At 58.9% G+C, this 20,564-nt stretch carries 20 protein-coding genes and 1 pseudogene; 15 read left to right on the forward strand and 6 right to left on the reverse strand.

Going from position 1 to position 20,564, the window contains the following annotated elements:
• Nucleotides 1–21 precede the first annotated feature (21 nt).
• The 4 genes from DBR12_RS02620 to DBR12_RS02635 all read left to right on the forward strand — a co-directional run bounded on the left by DBR12_RS02620 (nucleotide 22) and on the right by DBR12_RS02635 (nucleotide 4,304).
• A complete protein-coding gene (locus DBR12_RS02620; protein WP_108615833.1) occupies nucleotides 22–777 on the forward strand; it encodes a tyrosine-protein phosphatase in 756 nt (251 codons plus the stop codon).
• A 393-nt stretch (nucleotides 778–1,170) separates the two neighbouring features.
• Nucleotides 1,171–2,496: an anaerobic C4-dicarboxylate transporter family protein gene (locus DBR12_RS02625; protein WP_108615820.1), complete on the forward strand. Its 1,326-nt coding sequence runs from the start codon at nucleotides 1,171–1,173 to the stop codon at nucleotides 2,494–2,496.
• A 9-nt stretch (nucleotides 2,497–2,505) separates the two neighbouring features.
• Entirely contained in the window at nucleotides 2,506–3,567 is a 1,062-nt protein-coding gene (locus DBR12_RS02630) for an N-formylglutamate amidohydrolase (RefSeq protein WP_108615821.1), read from the forward strand.
• Between the two features lie 65 nt (nucleotides 3,568–3,632).
• Nucleotides 3,633–4,304: a MarC family protein gene (locus DBR12_RS02635; protein ID WP_108615822.1), complete on the forward strand. Its 672-nt coding sequence runs from the start codon at nucleotides 3,633–3,635 to the stop codon at nucleotides 4,302–4,304.
• Between the two features lie 171 nt (nucleotides 4,305–4,475).
• On the opposite strand, the gene DBR12_RS02640 is transcribed toward DBR12_RS02635, so the two are convergent.
• Complete coding sequence (locus tag DBR12_RS02640) at nucleotides 4,476–6,074, reverse strand: mechanosensitive ion channel family protein (protein WP_158274964.1); 1,599 nt, start codon at nucleotides 6,072–6,074, stop codon at nucleotides 4,476–4,478.
• Nucleotides 6,075–6,822: 748 nt separating this feature from the next.
• Here DBR12_RS02640 and DBR12_RS21900 point away from each other — a divergent pair.
• Nucleotides 6,823–7,317, forward strand: coding sequence for a hypothetical protein (locus DBR12_RS21900; RefSeq protein ID WP_146185450.1), 495 nt, complete (start codon nucleotides 6,823–6,825; stop codon nucleotides 7,315–7,317).
• Between the two features lie 38 nt (nucleotides 7,318–7,355).
• Here the strand turns inward: DBR12_RS21900 and DBR12_RS02650 are convergent, their stop codons facing one another.
• Together DBR12_RS02650 and DBR12_RS02655 are read right to left on the reverse strand one after the other, a co-directional pair.
• Entirely contained in the window at nucleotides 7,356–8,378 is a 1,023-nt protein-coding gene (locus DBR12_RS02650) for an SDR family NAD(P)-dependent oxidoreductase (protein WP_108615825.1), read from the reverse strand.
• A 25-nt stretch (nucleotides 8,379–8,403) separates the two neighbouring features.
• On the reverse strand, nucleotides 8,404–10,137 hold the full coding sequence (locus DBR12_RS02655; RefSeq protein WP_108615826.1) for an alginate export family protein: 1,734 nt from the start codon (nucleotides 10,135–10,137) through the stop codon (nucleotides 8,404–8,406).
• A 270-nt stretch (nucleotides 10,138–10,407) separates the two neighbouring features.
• Here DBR12_RS02655 and DBR12_RS21905 point away from each other — a divergent pair, with 270 nt between their 5' ends.
• Together DBR12_RS21905 and DBR12_RS21910 are read left to right on the forward strand one after the other, a co-directional pair.
• Nucleotides 10,408–10,605, forward strand: a complete 198-nt coding sequence (locus tag DBR12_RS21905) for a hypothetical protein (RefSeq protein WP_146185451.1) — start codon at nucleotides 10,408–10,410, stop codon at nucleotides 10,603–10,605.
• Nucleotides 10,606–10,614: 9 nt separating this feature from the next.
• Nucleotides 10,615–10,839: a hypothetical protein gene (locus DBR12_RS21910; RefSeq protein WP_124512377.1), complete on the forward strand. Its 225-nt coding sequence runs from the start codon at nucleotides 10,615–10,617 to the stop codon at nucleotides 10,837–10,839.
• Between the two features lie 188 nt (nucleotides 10,840–11,027).
• Here the strand turns inward: DBR12_RS21910 and DBR12_RS02660 are convergent, their stop codons facing one another.
• Nucleotides 11,028–11,615, reverse strand: coding sequence for a flavin reductase family protein (locus DBR12_RS02660; protein ID WP_108615827.1), 588 nt, complete (start codon nucleotides 11,613–11,615; stop codon nucleotides 11,028–11,030).
• A 240-nt stretch (nucleotides 11,616–11,855) separates the two neighbouring features.
• On the opposite strand from DBR12_RS02660, the gene DBR12_RS02665 reads away from it, so the two are divergent.
• The 7 genes and pseudogenes from DBR12_RS02665 to DBR12_RS21920 all read left to right on the forward strand — a co-directional run bounded on the left by DBR12_RS02665 (nucleotide 11,856) and on the right by DBR12_RS21920 (nucleotide 17,496).
• Nucleotides 11,856–12,236 carry a VOC family protein gene (locus DBR12_RS02665; protein WP_108615828.1) on the forward strand — a complete coding sequence of 127 codons (381 nt, stop codon included), beginning with the start codon at nucleotides 11,856–11,858 and terminating at the stop codon, nucleotides 12,234–12,236.
• 116 nt (nucleotides 12,237–12,352) lie between these two features.
• A pseudogene (locus DBR12_RS02670) lies at nucleotides 12,353–12,717 on the forward strand (tyrosine-protein phosphatase); the annotation flags it as partial.
• A 184-nt stretch (nucleotides 12,718–12,901) separates the two neighbouring features.
• On the forward strand, nucleotides 12,902–13,387 hold the full coding sequence (locus DBR12_RS02675) for a hypothetical protein (RefSeq protein WP_108615829.1): 486 nt from the start codon (nucleotides 12,902–12,904) through the stop codon (nucleotides 13,385–13,387).
• Between the two features lie 310 nt (nucleotides 13,388–13,697).
• Nucleotides 13,698–15,578, forward strand: a complete 1,881-nt coding sequence (locus DBR12_RS02680; RefSeq protein ID WP_199226616.1) for a DEAD/DEAH box helicase — start codon at nucleotides 13,698–13,700, stop codon at nucleotides 15,576–15,578.
• A 97-nt stretch (nucleotides 15,579–15,675) separates the two neighbouring features.
• Nucleotides 15,676–15,894: a hypothetical protein gene (locus DBR12_RS21915; protein WP_146185452.1), complete on the forward strand. Its 219-nt coding sequence runs from the start codon at nucleotides 15,676–15,678 to the stop codon at nucleotides 15,892–15,894.
• 32 nt (nucleotides 15,895–15,926) lie between these two features.
• Complete coding sequence (locus DBR12_RS02685; protein ID WP_158274966.1) at nucleotides 15,927–16,400, forward strand: NACHT domain-containing NTPase; 474 nt, start codon at nucleotides 15,927–15,929, stop codon at nucleotides 16,398–16,400.
• 73 nt (nucleotides 16,401–16,473) lie between these two features.
• Nucleotides 16,474–17,496: an NACHT domain-containing NTPase gene (locus DBR12_RS21920; protein ID WP_146185453.1), complete on the forward strand. Its 1,023-nt coding sequence runs from the start codon at nucleotides 16,474–16,476 to the stop codon at nucleotides 17,494–17,496.
• A 340-nt stretch (nucleotides 17,497–17,836) separates the two neighbouring features.
• On the opposite strand, the gene DBR12_RS02690 is transcribed toward DBR12_RS21920, so the two are convergent.
• Nucleotides 17,837–18,778, reverse strand: coding sequence for a GSU2403 family nucleotidyltransferase fold protein (locus DBR12_RS02690; RefSeq protein ID WP_108615832.1), 942 nt, complete (start codon nucleotides 18,776–18,778; stop codon nucleotides 17,837–17,839).
• Between the two features lie 169 nt (nucleotides 18,779–18,947).
• Here DBR12_RS02690 and fosX point away from each other — a divergent pair, with 169 nt between their 5' ends.
• Nucleotides 18,948–19,364: a FosX/FosE/FosI family fosfomycin resistance hydrolase gene (fosX, locus tag DBR12_RS02695; protein WP_304529303.1), complete on the forward strand. Its 417-nt coding sequence runs from the start codon at nucleotides 18,948–18,950 to the stop codon at nucleotides 19,362–19,364.
• A gap of 84 nt (nucleotides 19,365–19,448) precedes the next feature.
• Here the strand turns inward: fosX and DBR12_RS02700 are convergent, their stop codons facing one another.
• Nucleotides 19,449–20,531 carry a Fic family protein gene (locus DBR12_RS02700; protein ID WP_108615835.1) on the reverse strand — a complete coding sequence of 361 codons (1,083 nt, stop codon included), beginning with the start codon at nucleotides 20,529–20,531 and terminating at the stop codon, nucleotides 19,449–19,451.
• Nucleotides 20,532–20,564: the final 33 nt, after the last annotated feature.

Raw genomic sequence — 20,564 nt, forward strand, 5'->3', positions numbered from 1 at the left:
CCGCACATCCGAGCCCGCACCATGCAGCAACCGCCCGCCCCCACCAGATCCCTCCCACTCGCAGGTGCCTCCAACTTTCGCGACCTGGGCGGCTACACCGGCCACGGCGGGCGGCAAGTCAAATGGCGGCGCATCTTCCGCTCGGACCATCTCGCTGCCCTGACCGCCGAGGACCAGGCCCTGCTCGCCCAACTGGGCGTGGCCCGCGCGGTGGACTTTCGCGGCCAGGCCGAAAGCGCCGCCTATGCCTACGCACTGCCCGGCATTGCATACCACCCGCTCGCCATCGAACCCACCGTAGTGCAGCGCGCACTCGACCTGCAGCGCACCGGCCGCCAGCTCACCGCGCAAGACGCCGTGGGGCTGATGCAAGACACCTACCGCGGCTTTGTGCACGACAATGCCGCACGTTTTGCCGAGCTTTTCAAGTTGCTGCTGGCCAGCGATGCGCCCCTGGTGTTCCACTGCACCGCAGGCAAGGACCGCACCGGCTTTGCCGCCGCCCTCATCCTGCTCACCCTGGGCGTGCCGCGCGACGTGGTCATGCATGACTACCTGCTGACCAACAGCCTCTACCGCCGCCCCGAAGGCATGGGCAGCCACGCGCCTGAAGAAGTGCTGGCCGTACTGTGGCGCGTGCAGGAGGAGTTTCTGGACGCCGCCCTGCACATGGTAGACAACGACTTTGGCGGCGTGCAGGCGTATCTGGTGGACGTGCTGGGCGTGGATGTCGCCGCGCAGAAAGAGCTGGAGGGGCGGTACTTGCAGTCGGTGTGATGCCGCAGTGTGCCTGCTTGCACGCGCTGCCTTGCTTGCGCAGCGCTGCAGTCACCCTGCATTTCCATGGCGCATCGCTTTTTTTGGTGGGGTGCGGCAGAAAGCCAGAGCCAGCATTCTTGTCAAAGCCGCGCACTTGTTTCGAGTGCAGTGTGCTCCCGCACCGCAGTGACAACGGCGCACACGATGGGAGAAGGTCATTTCCAAGAGGTGGAAAACTGTCGATCCCCGTGCCTGTTCAACGTTGTCGACCTGGCAGAGTTCGCGCACTGTAGGCGTGACTTCAAGGCGCTTTTGCTGTGTTAGAGTGGTTTTGAAGATGTTTGGGGCTCCGGTGCGTGCAGGCTTTTGCATAGTGCCCCTGCCCAAGTTAAGCGGGATCGAGGAGAACTCATGGACTTCTTCGTGGTGGGGCTACAGGGGGCGATGGTGCTTGCGCTCATTGCACTTGGCGTGCATTTCAAGGGCATGGCCATCGGCCTGTTCGGGGCGGTTGGTGTCTTGGCTTTTGCCCTTGTTTTCAAGGTCGCTCCCGGTTCCGTGCCGGTCTCGGCCATGTTGATCATCATGACCGTGGTCACTGCTGCAGGAGCGATGCAGTTGGCAGGTGGCATCGACTATCTTGTGACCAAGGCACAGAAGGTCATCAAGCGTTTTCCCAACCAGATAACCTATGTGGCACCCTTGACCACCTTCGGGTTTTGCGCGGGTGCGGGCACAGGGAATATCTACTACTCACTCATGCCCGTGATTTATGAAGTCGCACATGCCAACGGAGTGCGGCCAGAACGTCCACTGGCCCTATCGGCAACAGCCGGGCAGCTGGCAATTACTTCGAGTCCGGTATCTGCAGCCATGGCGGCGATGGTGGGGCTGCTGAGTCCGCTCGGCTACAAGATTACCGACATACTCTTGATAACGGTGCCAGCATCCTTGCTGGCAATACTGGTCGGCGCATTTGTCATGAATCGACGCGGCAAAGACCTGAAAGAAGACCCTGAGTACCTGCGTCGCCTGGCATCGGGCGAGATCAAGGAAAGGTTTGCCGGCGGTGATCCCGCTCCGATACCGGCTTCGGGGAGGCGATCTGCCATGCTGTTCCTCGCGGGTGTCGTCTTCATCATCGCCTCGGGTATCTTCGAGGAACTGAGGCCGATGGTGCAGAGCAAGGACCAGATGCAGCATATCGATCTGTCGCTGCTGATCCAGATCACCATGTTTAGCGTGGCCGCAGCGATTGTTTTGACATGCGGAATCAAGGCTGGCGATATCGTCAAGAGCCCGTTGTTCGATTCAGGCATGGTGGCTGTTGTGGCCCTTTTTGGCGTTGCCTGGATGGCCAATACATTCATCGCTGCCAATGAGGCACTGGTCGTAGGTGGTCTCGGCGATCTGGCCAGGCAAGCCCCTTTGATGATTGCGCTCGCTCTGTTTGCCGTTGCGGCCATGACGACAAGTCAGTCCAGCGCGACGTTCTCCATCATCCCGATTGGTATCGCGCTGGGGTTGGAGCCTGGCACCCTAGCGGCCATGTGGCCTGCGGTGGTGGGCGTTTTTTTTCTCCCTACCAACGGCTCCCAGATAGCCACCGTTGAGATTGACCAGACGGGATCCACGTCCATCGGAGCGGCCATCATTAACCACTCCTTCATGATTCCGGTACTGGTGTACGCAGCAGTGGCCGTGGGCGCTGGCTTGGTCATCTCGCGCTTTTTTTGAAGGGCAGCAATGGATCTGATGTGGACGCATGCTGGTCGCAGATTCGGTGCGGAGGACCTGGTTCATTGGCGCCGCAGGAAAGATCGATCGCTGGAGGCCGCTATCGATGACGCCAGCATCGTGGTTCTGGGCCCGCATGCGTCGGCGGCTTTTCCGCAAGAGCTCAAACCGTTCATCAACCCGGACCTCACTCTCAGGCGTCAGTTGGATTACTCCGACTGGCTTACAGGGTATTTGGGGAGGTGCTGGGCAGAGGCTTCGGACCAAGTCATCTTCATTGAGAACCCGCACTCAAGGGTCGTTCTGGACCCCAACCGTGCACCGAGCGATTGCCCTATGGAAACACTCAAGTTGTGTTTTCAACGGCTTCGGGACGCTGGACCGAACGCGCCACTGGGTGGTGTGGACTTCATTCGGCCGGTGACTTTCGGAGGCTGGCCTGTGCTGCTCGAGCCCAAATCGGCTCAGGGTTGGCAGGCGCTGGAGGAGGCGTGGTCGAGTGCTGCTGCCCTGGGGGCGATGGAGTACCTGAGGTTGTCAGCACAGATTGTGGAGGCCTGCGCGCGACGTTGCGCCTCAGTTCAGCGGCGACTGGTCGTGTTCAGCTTGCACGACACCATGAACCACAAAATGGGGCCGGATGGTGCGATCAACATCGAGAGGCCGGTCGCTGATCGACTTCCCTTTTGGGTCAACGTGGGCAACCTCGGGGATCCGGATGGCGGGGCGTTGCCAGATTCAGCGTTGTCCATGGATACCGGCGCAGCCCGCCAGATGGCATCAACTTTCTTGAAGGCGCTGACAGCCATCGAGCCTGGCGCGGCGCCTGAAGTGACATTGAACCAACCCTACAAAGGCGCCCGCGAGACACAGGTTTTTGGTGCCAGCCTTGCCCAAGCTGGCCTTCCCTCCGGCAGCGGTGCGATACAGATTGAGTTTCGCAGAGAGAGTCTCCTTGGCACCGACGCCACAGCACTACTCATGTCGGCTGGGAGTGATTGGCCGCCCATTGATGTTGTACGCCTGCAGTCGATAGCCAAATCACTGGCTAGGCACTTGACCGTCTCTTGAGTCGGTACAGCCGTTTGCGCCGATGTCCAAAGCATCGGAGTCCGTTCCTCATTCACTGGTTTTCCATGGACGCTACAACCTCTCTGCTGCAAAACCTAGTGCTCGTTCCGCTGACATTGCTCCCCATCATCAACCCCCTGAGCGGTGCACCGGTTTTCATGTCTACCACTGGGAATGACCCCGTACTGGTTCGCAGGCTTGCCAGGCAAATCGCCGTCAACTCTTGGGTCGTTCTTGTCGTGTCCATGTTGATGGGGACCTATGTTCTTGATTTCTTCGGTATCTCTTTGCCCATCGTCCGTATCAGCGGGGGATTGCTGGTCGCTGCAACGGGCTGGAAGATGCTCCATAGCGACGGTGAAGATGATGTAAAGAGGGCGGTTGCGAACAGCCAAGCTCAAAGGCTGTCAGAGAAAGACGTCATAAGTCAAAGCTTTTTCCCCATCACCTTTCCGCTGACCACCGGCCCGGGAACGATAGCCGCGTCGATTGCCCTGGGGGCCAAGTTGCCCAGCCAGCCCGCTGTGTATGTCTTAGGCTTTCTGACTGCGGCCTTAGGAGCCGCCATCACGTCGTATGTCATCTACCTTGTCTATCGTCATTCGGTGCAATTGCTGGACCGACTTGGAACGATAGGTGCCATGGTGATGGCGAGGCTAATGGCTTTCATTCTCTTGTGCATAGGCATTGAGATCATCTGGGCAGGATGGCTTGAGCTCAACGCACAAACCAAATGAAGGCACCCGTGATTTCAGAGGATCCCTAGGGACGCCCTGATCAACTCTGGGCTGCGAGTACTGCAGGGGCCCTGTTTATCAGTTGGTCTGTTTGCACAGAAAACTGCACGCCATCGCTTCAGGTTGGGGTAGCACTGAGCGCGATCACATTGGCAGCAAGACAGCATGGTGCTAGCGCGTCGAGCGCACACCAGGCTTCAATGTGCTGTCCGTCTCCCGCTTCCAATGGGACTCTGGAATGACCACCGGCTCCTGAGGCTGAAAAGCGAAATGCGGCGACATGATCTGCAGTCCTGCCCTGTTGAATGCATCTTGGATGTGCCTGTGAAGATCGGACAGTGCATCGATCCGGTTCATGGGGTCATCGATGGCTAGCACCAACTCATACTCAACATAGAAGTCAGACAGGGATCGCTGAAAAACCTTGGGCGCAGGGTCTGATCTGAATCGCCCTGAGGCGACAGCCGCCGACGTCAACAGTTCATGCACTACCCGCCAGGGTGCGTCATACCCAATAGTCACCTTGGAGCTAATTAACGTACCCTGGGTTGCCGCCATGCGGGTGTAGTTGTGAATCGGGCTGCTCAGCAGAACCGCATTCGGTACAGTGATTTCTTCGTTGCGATAGTTCAGTATCTTCACTGCCAGTGTTCCCACTTCTATGACAACACCCTCTGTACCGCCTGCGGTCACGAAGTCACCCTGACGCAATGCGCGGGAATAGATAAGAACGAGCCCGCTGATGCCCTGGTTGACGATGCCTGAAGCTCCCACGGTCAACATGAGCCCAGCGAGAACAGACAATCCCCGAAATGCCTCAGTGTCAGAGCCAGGGAGGTAGGGATAACAAATGGCGACAGTTACCAGCCAGAGAATCACGAGCACAATTCTTCGAGTTGCTGTGATTGTTTCTGGGTGGAGAAAAGGAATGTAGAAGCGTCCGGATCTGACGGCGTCAAAGAAGTAACCCAACAAGTCGGATAGTGCTCTGGAGACAACAATGATGATCGTGACCGTGACCAGATCGGGCAGACCCATAAGGATCCCGTTGCCGACCAATAACAGTTGTTCTTGAAGCCATTGGCGTGACTTCTGTGCAATGGGTATCGTCAAAGGAAATGAGGAGAAAACAAGCTCATAGACCCCATAGGCGATCAACAGAGAAAAGCCCCATTGGACAATTATTAGCAGTCGGCTGGCCAGTCGATCCAGCAGTTCAATCCAATCCATTTGTGACGATTGCTGCACCCTCATGCTGCGGCGACGCTCCAGAAAACCAGAAAAGTACCGCCTGGCCCGACCGATTGCGCTGATCAAGAGGATGCCAACCGTAAGGCTGACCAGCGTCTTTGCCACCCCAGTCATGAGTACGTTTGCGTTGCGGCTTTCTTGCCATGCCGAGCGTGCCAATTCCAGACGCGTAACGACGTCGTTCGCTATCGCATCCAGTCCTTTGAATTGCTGGTCAACAGTCATATCAGATTCCACGATGGGAAACAGAGGCCGATCGCCAATCAAGAACTGGACACCGGCCTGTCCCTGGTAGGTGAATCGCTCGAAGTGGATATCGCCGTCCATTTCCAACTCGGGGACTGTCAGCAGATGCTGTCGGGCTCGCTCAGCCCTGGCCCGAGGTGCTGCGTCAGCCACCGTCGCCCTGAAAGTCACGATCTCCCTGTTCCACCACTCAAGGCGTTCGGCGTTTGTTGGGGCTTGCACCTGTGCTTGAACTGGGGGAGTCTGACCTAGAAGCCAAACGGCCAGAAGCATGAGCAGGGTTCTTGTGGCTAGCGCTGAGCAGAATACAAGCCAGGATCGTGACAAGTCTCTGCATGGGTATTGGAGTTGGGGGCGCATTCTGGTCCAAAGCGTTCTACGGGCAGGTGCCTTCACCTGCCCTTCGTTCGGAAGGGGCTGAGGCGAAGCCGCAGCATATGTTTCTCTTAAACATCGAATTAGGCAAGGCCTGCACACATTAAGAGAAGCGATTGGGTGCAAGGGGCGAAGAGCAGGTGGGTTCGGATCGCCATTTTCGTCCTGCACTTGTTCGGCTACGCGCGTGCTGAGGTGGCGGAGTGCCAGCACCCACACGGGGTCAGGCAAGGCGGCACAACATGTCCATATCGTTGTGCGCCATCGGCAGCAGGCCAAAGGCTCTGTGGTGTCGTTGTTCCGAAGTGCAACACATGCGCCTCAGGTAGGTCATCACAGATGATTCCATCTTTGGAATAGAGGCCGTCTTACTCAATACCGCAAACGATGAAGGAAGCGAAAGTTGCCACGTGCTGACTTGCGTGATACCGTCTTTCTTACCGAGTTGTAAGACATGACATGCGTTCTGTTGCCGGTGGGCCTGAGGCTGTGGTTCAACAAGAGTGTGCCGGTCATCATATGCTGGCAGCACTAGATGGGTGATGTGGGAGTAGTCCGGTCACATACCGCCGCTGAGTTGTGCGCTGTCGCCGATTTCGCCTCCATGTAATGCTTACAAAAAAGACAACGAAGCGCCCGAGTTCACATGCTGAACATCAATCCACAACCCTTGACAGTTCTTGAACGCACAGACTTGCAGCGGCGTCGGTCACTGCAAGCTGCATTTGCCGCTCTTTTGGGCGTGGTCGGCGGAACAACCGCATTGCCTGTTCGTGCCGATCCTGACGAAGAGGGTTTCCGTATCGGTGGTCGGCCAAGCCGCAGATGGAGCATGGTTGGCGAGGCGCAGGCGCGGCGCTCGGTGGACCGCGATGTCGTGCGTGTCAACGCGGATCGCGCCTACAGCGCGATCCGGCTCCGGGTGCTCCACGCCCCGGTCGAATTTTTGGACGTGCAAATCCATTTTCGCAACGGCGGATCACGCAAGATTGAGGTCCGCCAGCTTATCGAGCGCGGTGGCGCAACGCGCATCATCGACCTGCCAGGCGAGCGGCGCTTCATCGACCGAGTCGTCTTTTGGTACAAGACCCCCGCGCTTGCACGCGAGCGCGCCACTGTGCAGGTTTGGGCCCGTGCCTGAAATCCGCGTTGTCTAACGGGTGGCAAACAGGCCGTGTCTCAATAGGCGGTCCATCCCCCATCGGTGGCGTAGATGCCTCCTGTGAAGTTAGATGCTTCATCGGACAATAAAAAGGCCATCATCGCCACCTGCTCCCAGACCGTTGAGGGACGATGGTTCTTGTCGGTGTACGCAAGGATGCTGTCGATCTTGATTCTTCCCATGGTTGGGCCCTTGGCCTGCGCCGAGGCGGCAGCGACCAGCTGTCCCGCCCGAGCGACCATCGGCGTGTCCGTGGCAGCCATGTTGACCGAATTGACGCGAATGCCGTAGGGCGCGTAGTCGATCGCAGCGTTTTTTGTCATGCCGTTGACGGCGTGTTTGCTCGCAACATAAGCGGGGTTACCGGACAGGCCGGTCATGCCGGCGATGGATCCGACGTTGACGATCGATCCGCCGCGGCCTTGTGCCATCATCTGCCGCAGTTCTGCGCGCATGCACACAAACATCCCGTAGGCATTGGTTCGGAACACGTTGTTCCAATACTCATCGCTCGCTTCATGGATGCTGGCGAAGACCAGCGAGCGCTGCTTCTCGAAATCAATCGGTGCGCCAGAATGGACGCCATCCATCACGCCAGCATTGTTCAGCGCCGCATCGAGTCCGCCAAAACTGCGCACCGCCCTGTCCACGGCTTCTTTCATGACGGCTGAGTCCGCGATGTCGCCATGAATGAAAACCGACTTTCCACCTGCTGCAGTGATCTCTGCATTGGTTGCTTCGCCTTGGTCTTTGATCCAGTCCACACAAACGAGATTCGCCCCTTCGCGCGACAGCCGTTTCGCTGCTGCGGCTCCCATGCCTCTTGCGGAACCGGTCACCAGCACCGTCTTGCCAGCGAATCGGTTGGGCGTAAACAGCTTTGGGTCAACCGGCTTGACCTGCACAACAGCATTGCCATCAGGCCTTCCACCGCCCATTTGTGCGTGGGCCTGGGATGCCGTCAGGCCGTGCACTGCTGCAGCTGCAGTGACAGCACTGGCAGAGGCCGCCATGCTCTTCAGTAGGTCGCGTCGTTCCATGATTTTTCCTTTCAGTGTTGCTCAATCAGAAAGCTACTCGAACAAACACCATGGCGCTCAGCCATGGATGCAGATTACCGCTGACTCCAGGTGCGTTGCGCACACCTGAACCAGGAAAAGTTGCGGCCAGATGGCCTTGAACAAAGACGCTCTTGGAGATGAACCACTTCCCGGTGATGTTTGCCTCGTGGCCCAGGCGTTTCCCACCCAGGAAAGACAGTGCGGGATTGCCCCCCAGGTTGGTCGTACTGTCAGCCTGGAACACCCAGATCTGGGGCACCAGTTCAAAGCGGGGGCTTGGTCGCAGGCGGAACTGCAGGCGGTGTGCAACCAGATTGCTGTTCTGGAATATCTTGAAGTGGTTGATGCCTTGCACCCACTGCTCTCCGTTGCCACCAGACAGGAGAGGGTCCCAACGCTCGAAACGCTCAGTGGAACCATCGTCGCCTGAAAACTTGGCAATGCGGTAGCTGACTTCAGGCCGCCACGTCGCCTCGGAAAACTTGTAACCCAACTCAGCGGACACGCCCGTTGCCCGCATGGCAAAGCGATCATTGCGCTGAAGGGCTGCTTCAGCCGCTACGTGTATTCCGGAGTGGCCTGGCTGCCACCGCGCGCGCGCATCAAAAACCGAAAGCCCGTCGCGACCCATGGAAGTGCCTGGCGGCGGCTTCGTGGCGAAGTAGCCAAAAGTCGAGTCGAGAACTTTCAGGTAAGTTGCGCCAACGTCCAGCCCTGGCACCGGGCTGGTTTCGACGTTGAGCCCAGCGATCTTGGTCTTCGAGTCCACGACGGGAAGCTCGTCAGGGTCAATATAGAACGCTTCGACCAACGATTTGTTGTAGCGCACCTGTCCAAGCACAAGCATGTCGGCCGCCCATCGGGGATTGGATTGCAGCGCACCACGCGTGCTGCCGTTCGAGGCCGTATTCGCGATCAGAAAACCGTCGCCTATGGCAAAGCGCTTGCGTCCCATCGAAACGTTCCATACGAGTCGCTGGCCTTGTTCCGAGGTTTGCCCGCCGACGAGCCCGACGTATGCATCTTCAGCCCCGAAGTGCTTTCGTGTCTCATCGGTGAAGAGCTCCCTGCCTGAGGATGCCGACAAGATGCCGCTCAGGCCCCCATAGGCGAAGGTCGCGTCCGAGAGGGGGGTCATGCCGTAGACCCCGGCATGCAAGAACCCTTCAGCCCAGCCAGTGGTATGGCGACCTGCGGGCTCGCCCGCAACCAGCGGGTTCCCGGCAAGGAATTCCTGCGGCCGCCCGTACCATGCATTCGCATTCGAATAGATCATGGGCAGCGCTTCGAGCTTGGTGGTGAGCAGTGTGCCCCCCCGGTCGAACAGCACTGGAAGGTCGGTGGCGTTGCCGGTGATGAGGGCGCCGCGCTCTGATGCATTGGTACTCGCCGCCCGGAGTTTGACTTCTACCGTCAACACCAACGCTCCGCCGCTACCTGGAGCCACCGATAGCGTGGTTTCGTCGATTGGCCCGACGCGCCGGGCCTGGGCAAGGCCGATCTCGGCGGTGTTGCGCGAAAAACGGTCCGATGGGAAAAGTCGAAGGTTGCGCCTCACCAGATCCGTGACCCGTGCATTCACAGCTGGATCTGGAGAGGGATTCGTCAGCACAACGTCAACGCGCTCGATTTGTGCACCGACCTCATCCAGGAGGGAGATTTGTCCCAGAACGCTGGACGGAGAGGCCAAAAAAAACAGCACCCCTGCGACCAACCCGAACACCCTGGAAATGACCATCGGCTACTCCTTCTTGCATGTTGTTATTCGCTCACCTGAGCGAGCAACTCCAATCTCTCCGGAGATAGGAGGGTACTAGGTTTGGATCAGGGATGCCAACAAAGAATAAGTGTTTTGGAACCTGTTGTTTGACAGGCAAGACCAAGGCCAAGATCACGAAAAACCACAAGACCCATTCTTGGAGCCCTCTCGCCGTCCTGACCTCGGACTCGGCCTTTAAAGCAACAGAATTCGGCTAGCATCTGGATCACAAAACACTTAGGAGAGCGCATGAGATTTCATTCGATTCTGCTTGTCGTTCCTCTGCTGGCGTTGCCTGCGTGCAGCTCCACTGAGGTCGTTCGGGCGCCTGTGGAAGCAACGATAGGCCAGCAATTGATCGACCTGAAGACGGCCTTTGACAATGGCGCATTGAACCGCCGCGAGTACGACGAACAACGTCGCAAACTCATCAACAGCGTGAAGTGAGAGGTGGCCATGAAAGATCATCAAAGACTTTTCGGATTGGCGCTCGCTTGCGCAGGCCTGTTGGCTCTCTCCGGTTGCGTCAGCAGCAGTACCTCGCGGGTGACTGTCCAGGAGGGTGTCAAGTTTTCCAAAGGCAGGGAATTGGATGATTTGGTGAAGGCTTACGAGGCCCAGGCACTGACGCGCAGCGAGTATGAGGAGTTGCGCCAGGTGGTCATGAAGCGCCCCAACTGAGCCTTGAATCGCCGTGGGTTTGAGTTGCCCCCAGAAGCTCGACTCAAAGGCACTCGCCTTCTTTGGGCATGCTTGATTTCGGCGGCCCGACAGGAATTGTCGTCAGACGCCAAACTGAAGTTGGCCCCTTGGCGCGGGGAACAACGCAGCATCAGTTGATGGATGTGCGCATATTGCGCAAATACGGCTCACACCGGTACCGATTTCCCCGTCGCATAAAACTGCCCCCCCGCCACGTAGTGCAGCGTGCGCAGGGCATCCGGCGCGGTGTCGAACTCCCAGTGCCCCTCGCGGAACACGCGCTCGTCCGCCCAAGCGGCCACCACTTCGCCGATGAACAGGTCGTAGGCCTGTTGGTTGTGGGGCTCGGGCAGCACGCGGCACAGCAGCCAGGCCGCGCAGCCTTGCACCAGCGGGGGCGTGGTGTGCGCGGGGTGGCCGGGGGCGCTGAACAGTTCCACGCCATGGCGCTGGAGCTTGTCGGGCTGGGTCTTGGCGCTGTCAGTGCCCAGGGCCACTGTGAGGGCGGCCATGGGCACGGTGGGTAGTTGCAGGGCGAACTGGCCGCTGGCCTCCACCAGCTCGCGCGTGCGCGTGGTCTTGTCGAGCACCACCGTGACCTTGGGCGGCGCAAAGTCGAGCGCGCAGGCCCACGATGCCGCCATCACGTTGTGCTGGCCCGCGTGCGCGGCCGACACCAGCACGGTGGGACCGTGGTTGAGCAGGCGGTAGGCTTTGTCGAGGGAGACGGGGCAGGCGTGGGGAGGGGTTGGCATGAGGGCTGGGCGATGGGCGCTGTGGATGGAGTCCGTATGCTATACATTTGATAGCTGTTAGCGCATGATGATTGCGCGCAGACGGCCATTTTGGCTTGAAAAACCGGGGCGAGACGGCTGCAGGGTTTTGGAGAAAGCCGCGCACCTTGGAGCCGCGCCGCCCGGTGCTACCAGCAAGTAACATGCACCTGCTTCTCAGCTTCTATCAACCGCCCCTCGGGGCTCTATGGAGACAACACGATGTTCAGTCATGTGATGGTCGGCGTGAACGACCTGGAGGTGTCGAAGGTGTTTTACGACGCGCTGCTCGGCACGCTGGGTGTGCCCGCCGGTGTGGCCAACAAGAACCGCTACTTCTACCGAGGCCCCCACGGTACCTTTGGCATCACCACGCCTATCAATGGCGAGCCCGCCACGTTTGCCAATGGCGGCACCATTGGGTTTGCGATGCAGTCGCCCGAGCAGGCCGACGCCTTCCATGCGGCCGGGGTGGCGAATGGCGGCACCACCTGCGAAGACCCTCCAGGCTGGCGTGAAGGCCCTGGCGGCAGGCTGTACCTGGCCTACGTGCGCGACCCGGACGGCAACAAGCTTTGCGCGCTGCACCGCCCGCCCAAGTGATGCGGGTTCACACAATGCTGCGGGCGCCGGGCCGCCGCACGGCACGCACCTTGCCGCTGCCGCCAGCGCCGCAATAGAGGCGGTCCTCCTCGTCGGACTCCGACCGCTCGCACCCACGCCAGCTCACCGCCCAAGACGCCGTGGGCCTGATGCAGGACGCCTACCGGGGTTTTGTGCACGACAACGCCGCACGTTTCGCCGAGCTTTTCAAATTGCTGCTGGCCAGCGATGCGCCCCTGGTGTTCCACTGCACCGCAGGCAAGGACCGCACCGGCTTTGCCGCCGCCCCGAAGGCATGGGCAGCCACGCGCCTGAAGAAGTGCTGGCCGTACTGTGGCGCGTGCAAGAGGAGTTTCTGGACGCCGCCCTGCACATGGTAGACAACGACTTTGGCGGCGTGCAGGCGTATCTGGTGGACGTGCTGGGCGTGGATGCCGCCGCGCAGAAAGAGCTGGAGGGGCGGTATCTGCAGGCGGTGTAACGCCCCGGCGGGCCTTGTTGGTTGGCGTGTGCACAGCCCCCGTCCACGGCGCACTGTTGCTTGTGCGCTTGCAGCGCCCCCGTTTTTTCTGCGGCGTAGGGCCGATGCCCCGGATTCAGTGGGTCCGCGTTGGTAGCATGCCCAGCTTCACTTTTCCATGGCGCTTTGCTGCGCCCTTGCTCTCATGATCCGACTGGTACTGATCGCTCTGGTGTTGCTGGGTGGCTTTTATGCGCATGGCCGTTTGACGTTCTCCGAGCCGCGCGTGATGGGCTGGATGACACAACATGCCGCGCGCAGCATGCAGGGCGACAGCGTGGCCTGTGACGACTACGCCGACGACCTCAAGGTCGAGCTGACCGCCAAGGGCCAGCGCGGGCGCTGGGAGGTCGAGGGCGGCAAGGCAGAGATGTGTGGCTACCTCAAGCAATCGGCCGCCGCGTTGACGGTGCTGCAGGCCAGCACGCAGACCGAGTTTGACAACGTGCGCATCACACGCGGCGGCTTTCCGTGGACCACGGCCCGGCTGCAGTACACCCAACGCACCACGGTGCAGGCAGGCGGCCTGCCCAGCATGACGGTGGTCAGCGAAGACGCAGTGGTGCTGGCCCGCACCCCTGGCGGCCTGCGCATCCGGGAGCTGCAGTCGCAGTCTTCTGGCGGGTTGTGATTGGCGACAAGCGAGGGGGCTCGGTGGGGCCGAACCCACGCTGCGCGATAGCACCCCACACCTGAGCAGACAGGCTCAGCGGGCCGGGCAAGCCCATGCCGCCAGGCGCTGCTGGGCTCTGCTTGCAATTGGCGTTGGTCGATCTATCTTGAGTTCTTGCCTTGGCGCAGTCTCGGGGCGAAGGCGTTCGCCGCACGCCTTTGACTTCGTTCTTTGACATTCAAAGGTTGCACACCACCCTGGCTCCCCCTACAGTGCATTTACAAAAACACACGTGGGCAGCACACCAGCAAGGGAGGCAACTGGCGGCATGGCGATATTGATACCGGCATTGGGCGCATGTACATCGCGCATGACAAGCGGCGAGCGGCGCCTGGCAGAGCGGTTGGAGCACAAGCTCGACGACGACTACCTGCTTTGGTACGACGTGCCCGTAGGCCCCCAGCAACTGCACCCTGATTTCATCGTGCTGCACCCCAGCCGGGGTTTGCTGATTCTGGAAGTCAAAGACTTCCGCCTAGGCACCATCGTGCAGGCCAGCAAAGACGAGTGGACCATTCTGGACAACGCCAGCGGCGAGCCTAAACACATCCAGTCGCCCTTCGCCCAGGCCCGCAATTACGCCCATGCCGTGCTCGGCGCGCTGCGTGCCGACAAGCGCCTGGTGCACCCCGATGGCCGCCGCCAGGGCGAGGTGGTGTTTGCCTGGAGCTACGGCGTGGTGCTGCCCAACATCACGCGCAAGCAGTTCACCGATTCGCAGTTGGATCAAGCCATTGCCGCCCACCGCGTTATCTGCAGCGACGAAATGACTGACAGCGTGGAAGCCGAGGCCTTCCAAAGCCGCCTGTGGGAGATGTTCCCCTACGAGCGCTATCAGACCCTGACCCTGCCGCAGATCGACCGCGTGCGCTGGATTCTCTTTCCGCAGGTGCGCATCCCCGAACAAGCCAGCCTGTTCGACGAGGCCGACATGCAGGCCGAAGTGCCCGACATGCTGCGCGTGATGGACCTGCAGCAGGAGCAGTTAGCCCGCAGCCTGGGCGACGGCCACCGCGTCATCCACGGCGTGGCGGGCTCCGGCAAAACCATGGTGCTGGGCTACCGCGCCGAATACCTGGCACGCGCCCACGCCGCAGGCAAGCCCGTGCTGGTGCTCTGCTACAACGAGCCGCTGGCCGTTAAGCTCGCCGCCACCATGGCCGCCAAGGGCCTGAGCGATCGCGTGCACTGCGTCCACTTCCACAAATGGGCGCGCGCCCAGCTGGTGGCCTACGGGCAAGCCTTACCTGCAGACAACCAGAGCGTGGACGCCAAGATGGCCGACATGGTCCAGCGCGTCATCAACGGCGTGGACCGGGGCCACATACCCACCGGCCAATACCTGGCCGTGCTCATCGACGAAGGCCACGACTTTGCGCCCGAATGGCTCAAGCTCGTCACCCAAATGGTGGACCCCACCACCAACAGCCTGCTGGTGCTGTACGACGACGCGCAAAGCATCTACGAGCGGGGCCGGAAAAAGAACTTCAGCTTCAAAAGCGTGGGCATCCAGGCGCAGGGCCGCACCACCATCCTCAAGATCAACTACCGCAACACGCGGCAGATTTTGCAAACCGCCAACGCCATCGCAGGCGACCTGCTCACCGCCGAAGACCGCGACGACGACGGCATCCCCCTCGTCAAACCCGTCAGCTGCGGCCGCGACGGCCCCGAGCCCATCGTCATCAACCTGCCCACCCTGCCCGAACAGGCCGCCAAGATCGCCGAGCTGCTGCAGGGCGCACATGCGGACGGCTTTGCCTGGGGCGACATGGCCGTGCTGTGCCGAGACACCAAAGCCCGCGACCTGTGCGCCAGCACCCTCGCCAAACGCGGCGTGCCTGTGCAAAACCGCCTGGGGCCGGGCGACTATGACCCGCTGGCCAACAGCTTGAAGGTGATGACCATGAAGGTCAGCAAGGGGCTGGAATTCCCCGTGGTGGCGATACCAGGGGTGGAGCGGCTGGAGCGCATGGGGACAGAGGCTGCCGAGCCGGAAGAGGGCGCGCAGGCGCTGTCAGAGGCCGAGGCCCAGGCGCGCAGGGAGGCGGCGCGGGTGTTGTATGTGGCGGCGACTCGGGCTACGCAGAGGTTGGTTCTCGCGTGCAACGCTATGTCTGTGCTGCAGCACTCACAATTGCCCAACTAAAGCAGAGGCAATCTCACTGTATTAAGAATGCCGCGCCATGCGTTAGTAATTTGGTTAATTTATTTGAGTATTAACAATATATACGTTGGGAGATTTTGTGGCTTTGGAAGCAGCCGCATTTGGCAGATTGGCTACGCCCATTATCAAAGATATTTATGAAGGGGCTAAAAAATTTGGTGTGCGAGGGCTACATCGATGGGAGGCAAAAGGATTCGCTGCAAAAATGGGTCGGCGGATAAAAGCTCTTGAAAGCGTGAGAACACTTTGGAAGCCTGAGGCGATATCTTTGATGGATTTTTTCATCCGCCGAAATTGATTATTAATGGTAAGCCTAGTTTTGTAGGTCGATTGAGTGAGCTTCCGGCAAATTTGGTGGTAATTGAGGGAATAGTAGGTCAGGGGAAATCTGTTTTCCTAAGAAGCCTAGCCATTCAAGAGATTAGAAGTAATGAGGCCAAAAGACTGCCTGTGCTTATTGATTTAAAGGATTTAAGTTCTAAGCTGGATCTGCGGCAAGCAGTTCTTCGCCAGCTGGAAAGTTATGATATTGATGTCGATGATGACACTCTCAACTACCTCTATCGAAGTGGGAAAGTCACGTTGTTGCTAGACGGATTCGATGAACTCGAAGAAAACTCCGTCAAATCAGTCTATCTAGAAATTGAGCATCTGGGATTACGATTTCCTGATCTTCAAATAATCGTTTCTTCAAGACCTGGGCGGAAAATTCAAAAGTCGTCAAATTTTAGAAATTTACCTATAGCGCAATTAACTCAGTCGGAGTTTTCGGCGTTTTTGACGAAACTCGGTGTGGGGGGCTGAAAAATCCATTTCAATAAGGCAGGCTATTAAAAATAGTCCAAGCAAAATTAGCAGTCTAATCACTACGCCACTTATGCTTACGCTGGTGGTGATAGTTTACGAGGCGGAATCGCAGATACCAGAAACTCTTCCAGAATTTTTTGATCGTTTATTTCAGACGGTGTTTTCGCGCCATGATCGAATAAAGGCGGCATTCACAAGAAAACACTATAGTGGTCTTTCGGAAAAATCTCTGCAGAGATTATTTGAAGCTTTTTGCTTCATGAATCTGCAAAGCGGTCATGGAAGAACTATTAGTCAATCTCAGTTTGATGAAATTTTTGATCATGCATGTGAATATGCAGATCAATCGTACTGCGATAGCATGAAATTCAAACAAGATATTGTGCAAGTTGCATGTCTAATGCTTGAAGATGGAGTTGATTCGTATACATTTCTGCATAAAAGTATAGTGGAATACTATGCGGCTGCATTTGTTCGTTCGCTAGGGGATAATAATGCGAAAATGTTCTACTCGTCGACTATAGAAAAAAGCTCAGGCTGGGAAGAGACACTGAGATTTTTGCGATCAATCGATTCTTTTCGCTACTTTAGGGACTATGTTATCCCGATTGTCAATGCTGAGCGCACGGAAGTCCTTGCTAGCATTGTCGATAATTCGAATGAATCAATAATATCCACTTTCAAGCGTCTATATCCCGGTTTGGGGGTGTATTTCAGAATGGATGCCGAGACCACAGGTGCTGTTAAAGTGAGTGCTTATGGATCAATAATTGAAAGATCAGCGGATCATTTAACGGGGCTCGGCTTCCTGTTGATGGATGCGCTAGCGGAGATGACAATAAATGTAAATACAATTGAAGAGCTTAAATCTCAATTTAATGCTCACCCAGAGCACGCTATAGATGATTTAGGCGTGCATGTTCCTGGTGAAGCGTTGCTGCGCGCATACGGAACTATCGAAGTTAGAAAAGCTTTTGATTTGTATAAAAATAAACTGGATAAATTGGCTGATGAGGCAAATGAAATTGTTGGAAAAGAAAATAAGAAAAGTTTGATATTTTCTAGAAGGCAGTCCAAATCCGAAGCTGGGTAAATAGTATTTAAGGTTTCCATCCTTAGGAATCAAGGCCTGATGTTCATTGATTTCGAAAGAGCAGTGGGCTTTAGACTTGCGAGAGGAGTCAACCGGGAGGGGCAACGCTGTACTTTGATCACCTGTTTGAGCTGCACATCGGCACGCTGGCGCAGTATGCGCAGGGGTAGATGTGGGGCGGTGCAGCAGTGGGTTGGCTTGGGTGTGCGGCGTTATTCGCCGTATTTTTTGCGGTGAATAACGCCGCAAAACGAGTCAAACGCGGATGTACAAGCATTTTTGCTGCGCTTTTGATAGCTACTAGCGCTTGTTCAGATTGCGCTAGAGGCTGATTTGATGCTTAAACCTGCGGCAAATACTGCTCCAACAGCACCTGCACCGCATCGGCCTGCAACACATCCCGCCGCCGCTTGAGCGGGTCGCGGTCTGGCTGCCCTGCCATCCACCGCTTGAACGCCACAAACGTGGCAGGGTGCACCGTGTGCATGCGGGCCATGGTGCCGTTGGTGGCGACTATGACGGCAGAGAAGCCCGGTGAGTCCAGCAGCACGCTGGCGCGGCGGGCCTGGGCCACCCAGAAGTCTTCGTCGGCGTCGCTTAGCTTGATGGGGTGGGGATCGTCGTCGGTGCGCTCGCGGCGGATGATGTCCACCTCAAAGCCGTCTTTGTTCACGGCGGTGTACTTTTGGCTTTGCCTGATGCGGAACGTGGGGTCTACCTTTTTCAGCACGCCCAGCATGGAGCTGTCTACCCGTGCAAGCTGGGTAGAAAAAATGATGCGTTTGCGGGTGTCCCACAGCAAATCAATGTCGCGGGTGGCGAGTGCATCGGCTTCTAGCCGCACCCCGGCGGCGGCCTCGTAGGCGTAGAGGGCGTGGGTGCCCACCACCCGAAAGTGCTCGCTCAGGCGGGTGCTGGCCAGGCGGTTGAGCAGCGCCACCACCAGCGGGTCCACCCTGCCCACCCGCAGGGCGCGGTTCATGCGCTGTTGCTGGTCTAGCGCGGCTTTCAGGCCGGTGAGCCGTTCAGCGCTGGCCTGCTTTCTTTGGGTGAATTTGTCGTAGATGGCCTGCGTCTCGGGGGTGCGGGGGCCCAGGCTGGTTTCTGCCCCGGCGGGGGATGTGCGCACCAGGTATTTCGATTCGGGCGCGGACGCTGGCCCCGCGTGCCAGTACATGCCGCCGCGCACCTGGGCGGCTTCTTCGGTGGCTTCGGCCAGCGCGTCGAACACGGCAACAGCGTCGATGTACTGGCGGGTGATAGCGGGACTGAGTTCGAGCATTTCGGTATGTTTTGTACTTTTTCTATTTTTTACCGAAAAATGAATAAAAACAATGGGTTAAATTCTTTGTGAAGCCTGCTTTTTGTAGTGCGAAGCATGCCTGCGGCTCAACACAGCGCGAGTGCACTACAACCCATCCCTTCCACCTTGATGAGCACAGGCTCTCCCCATGGCAACCGCTCCCATCCTCGGCCTCAGCCACCTCACCTTCATCGTTCGCAACGTAGACCGCACCGCCCGCCTGTTCTGCGAAGGCTTGGGTGCGCAAGAGGTGTACGACAGCCAGGGCTGCAACTTCTCCCTCTCGCGCGAAAAGTTTGTGCTGCTGGGCGGCCTGTGGCTGGCGTTCATGGAGGGTGATCCACTGGCAGAGCGCACCTACCGCCATGTTGCCTTTGCTGTGGCTGACGAGGACTTGCCCGCTTGCGAGGCGCGGCTGCGGGCGCTGGGGGCGGAGGTGAAGCCGCCCCGACCCCGGGTGGAGGGCGAGGGGCAGTCGCTGTACTTTTACGACTTTGACAACCACCTGTTTGAGCTGCACACCGGCACGCTGGCGCAGCGGTTGGCGCGGTATGCGCAGGGGTAGGGCGGAGGGGATTGCGGCGTCGCTATGCCGTGAATTGCTTCTGATTTGATAGCTGCTGGCGCTTATTGCTAAAGCGCTAGCAGCCTACTTGACCAAGATGTAGGCGGTATTCCGCCCGCCACCTTCCAGCCGCGCCAGTACGCCCAGGGCCAACAGGTCGTTGATGTCGCGCAGGGCAGTATCGGGCGAGCATTTGGCCATCGCCGCCCACTTGGCGTTGGTCAGCTTGCCCTCCATGCCGTCCAGCACGCGGTTCAGCACCAGCGTTTGGCGGGCGTTCATGGGTGTGCCTGCCCAGCGCTGCCAGAACTGGGCTTTGTCCAGCACGCCCGCCAGTGTGGCGTCTGTGCCCTGCACGGCGCGCAGCAGGCAGCCTAGAAACCAGTGCAGCCACGGGGTCACGTCCAGCGGGCCTTTTTGGGTGGCTTCTAGCTGGTCGTAATAGTCTTTGCGCTCGCGCTGAATCTGGGCGCTGAAGCTGTAAAAGCGTTGGTGCGTGCCTTCGGCGCGTGCCAGGGCCATATCGCCCACGGCGCGGCTCAGGCGGCCGTTGCCGTCGTCAAACGGGTGCAGGGTGACCAGCCACAGGTGGGCCAGCCCGGCTTTGATGAGGGGGTCTCCCACCGGGGCGGCTTCAAACCAGTCAAAAAAGGCCTGGGTTTGCGCTGGCAGGGTGGCTGCGGGCGGGGCTTCAAAGTGCACTTTCTCCCTCCCCACAGGGCCAGACACCACTTGCATGGGGCCGCTGGCATCGGTGCGCCACGCGGCTACGGTGATGCGTGTGCGCCCGCTGTAGCCGGTGGGGAACAGGGCGGCGTGCCAGCCAAACAGGCGCTCGGGGGTGAGGGGCTGGTCAAAGTTGCGGGTGGCGTCCAGCACCACGTCCACCACGCCGTCCACATGCCGGTCGCTGGGTGCCAGGGCCCCAATATCCAGGCCTAGCTTGCGGGCCACGGAGGAGCGCACGGCGTCCAGGTCCAGCCGCTCGCCCTCAATGGCGCTAGTGGTGATGACCTCTTGCGTCAGCACCTGCAGGGTGGCCTGGTCGCGCTGCGCCAGCCCCAGCTCTGCCATGCGCCCGGCCAGCATGCCCTGTGCGCGGTGCACCTGCGCCAGTGGCGCGGCCAGGGCAGCAGCGTCAAAAGCCAGGTGCGGCCAATCGGGCATCTGCCAGATGTAGCGGGGCGTGCGGGTGGGGCG

The organism is Acidovorax sp. HMWF029, from assembly GCF_003060895.1.
Lineage (GTDB): Bacteria > Pseudomonadota > Gammaproteobacteria > Burkholderiales > Burkholderiaceae_C > Acidovorax.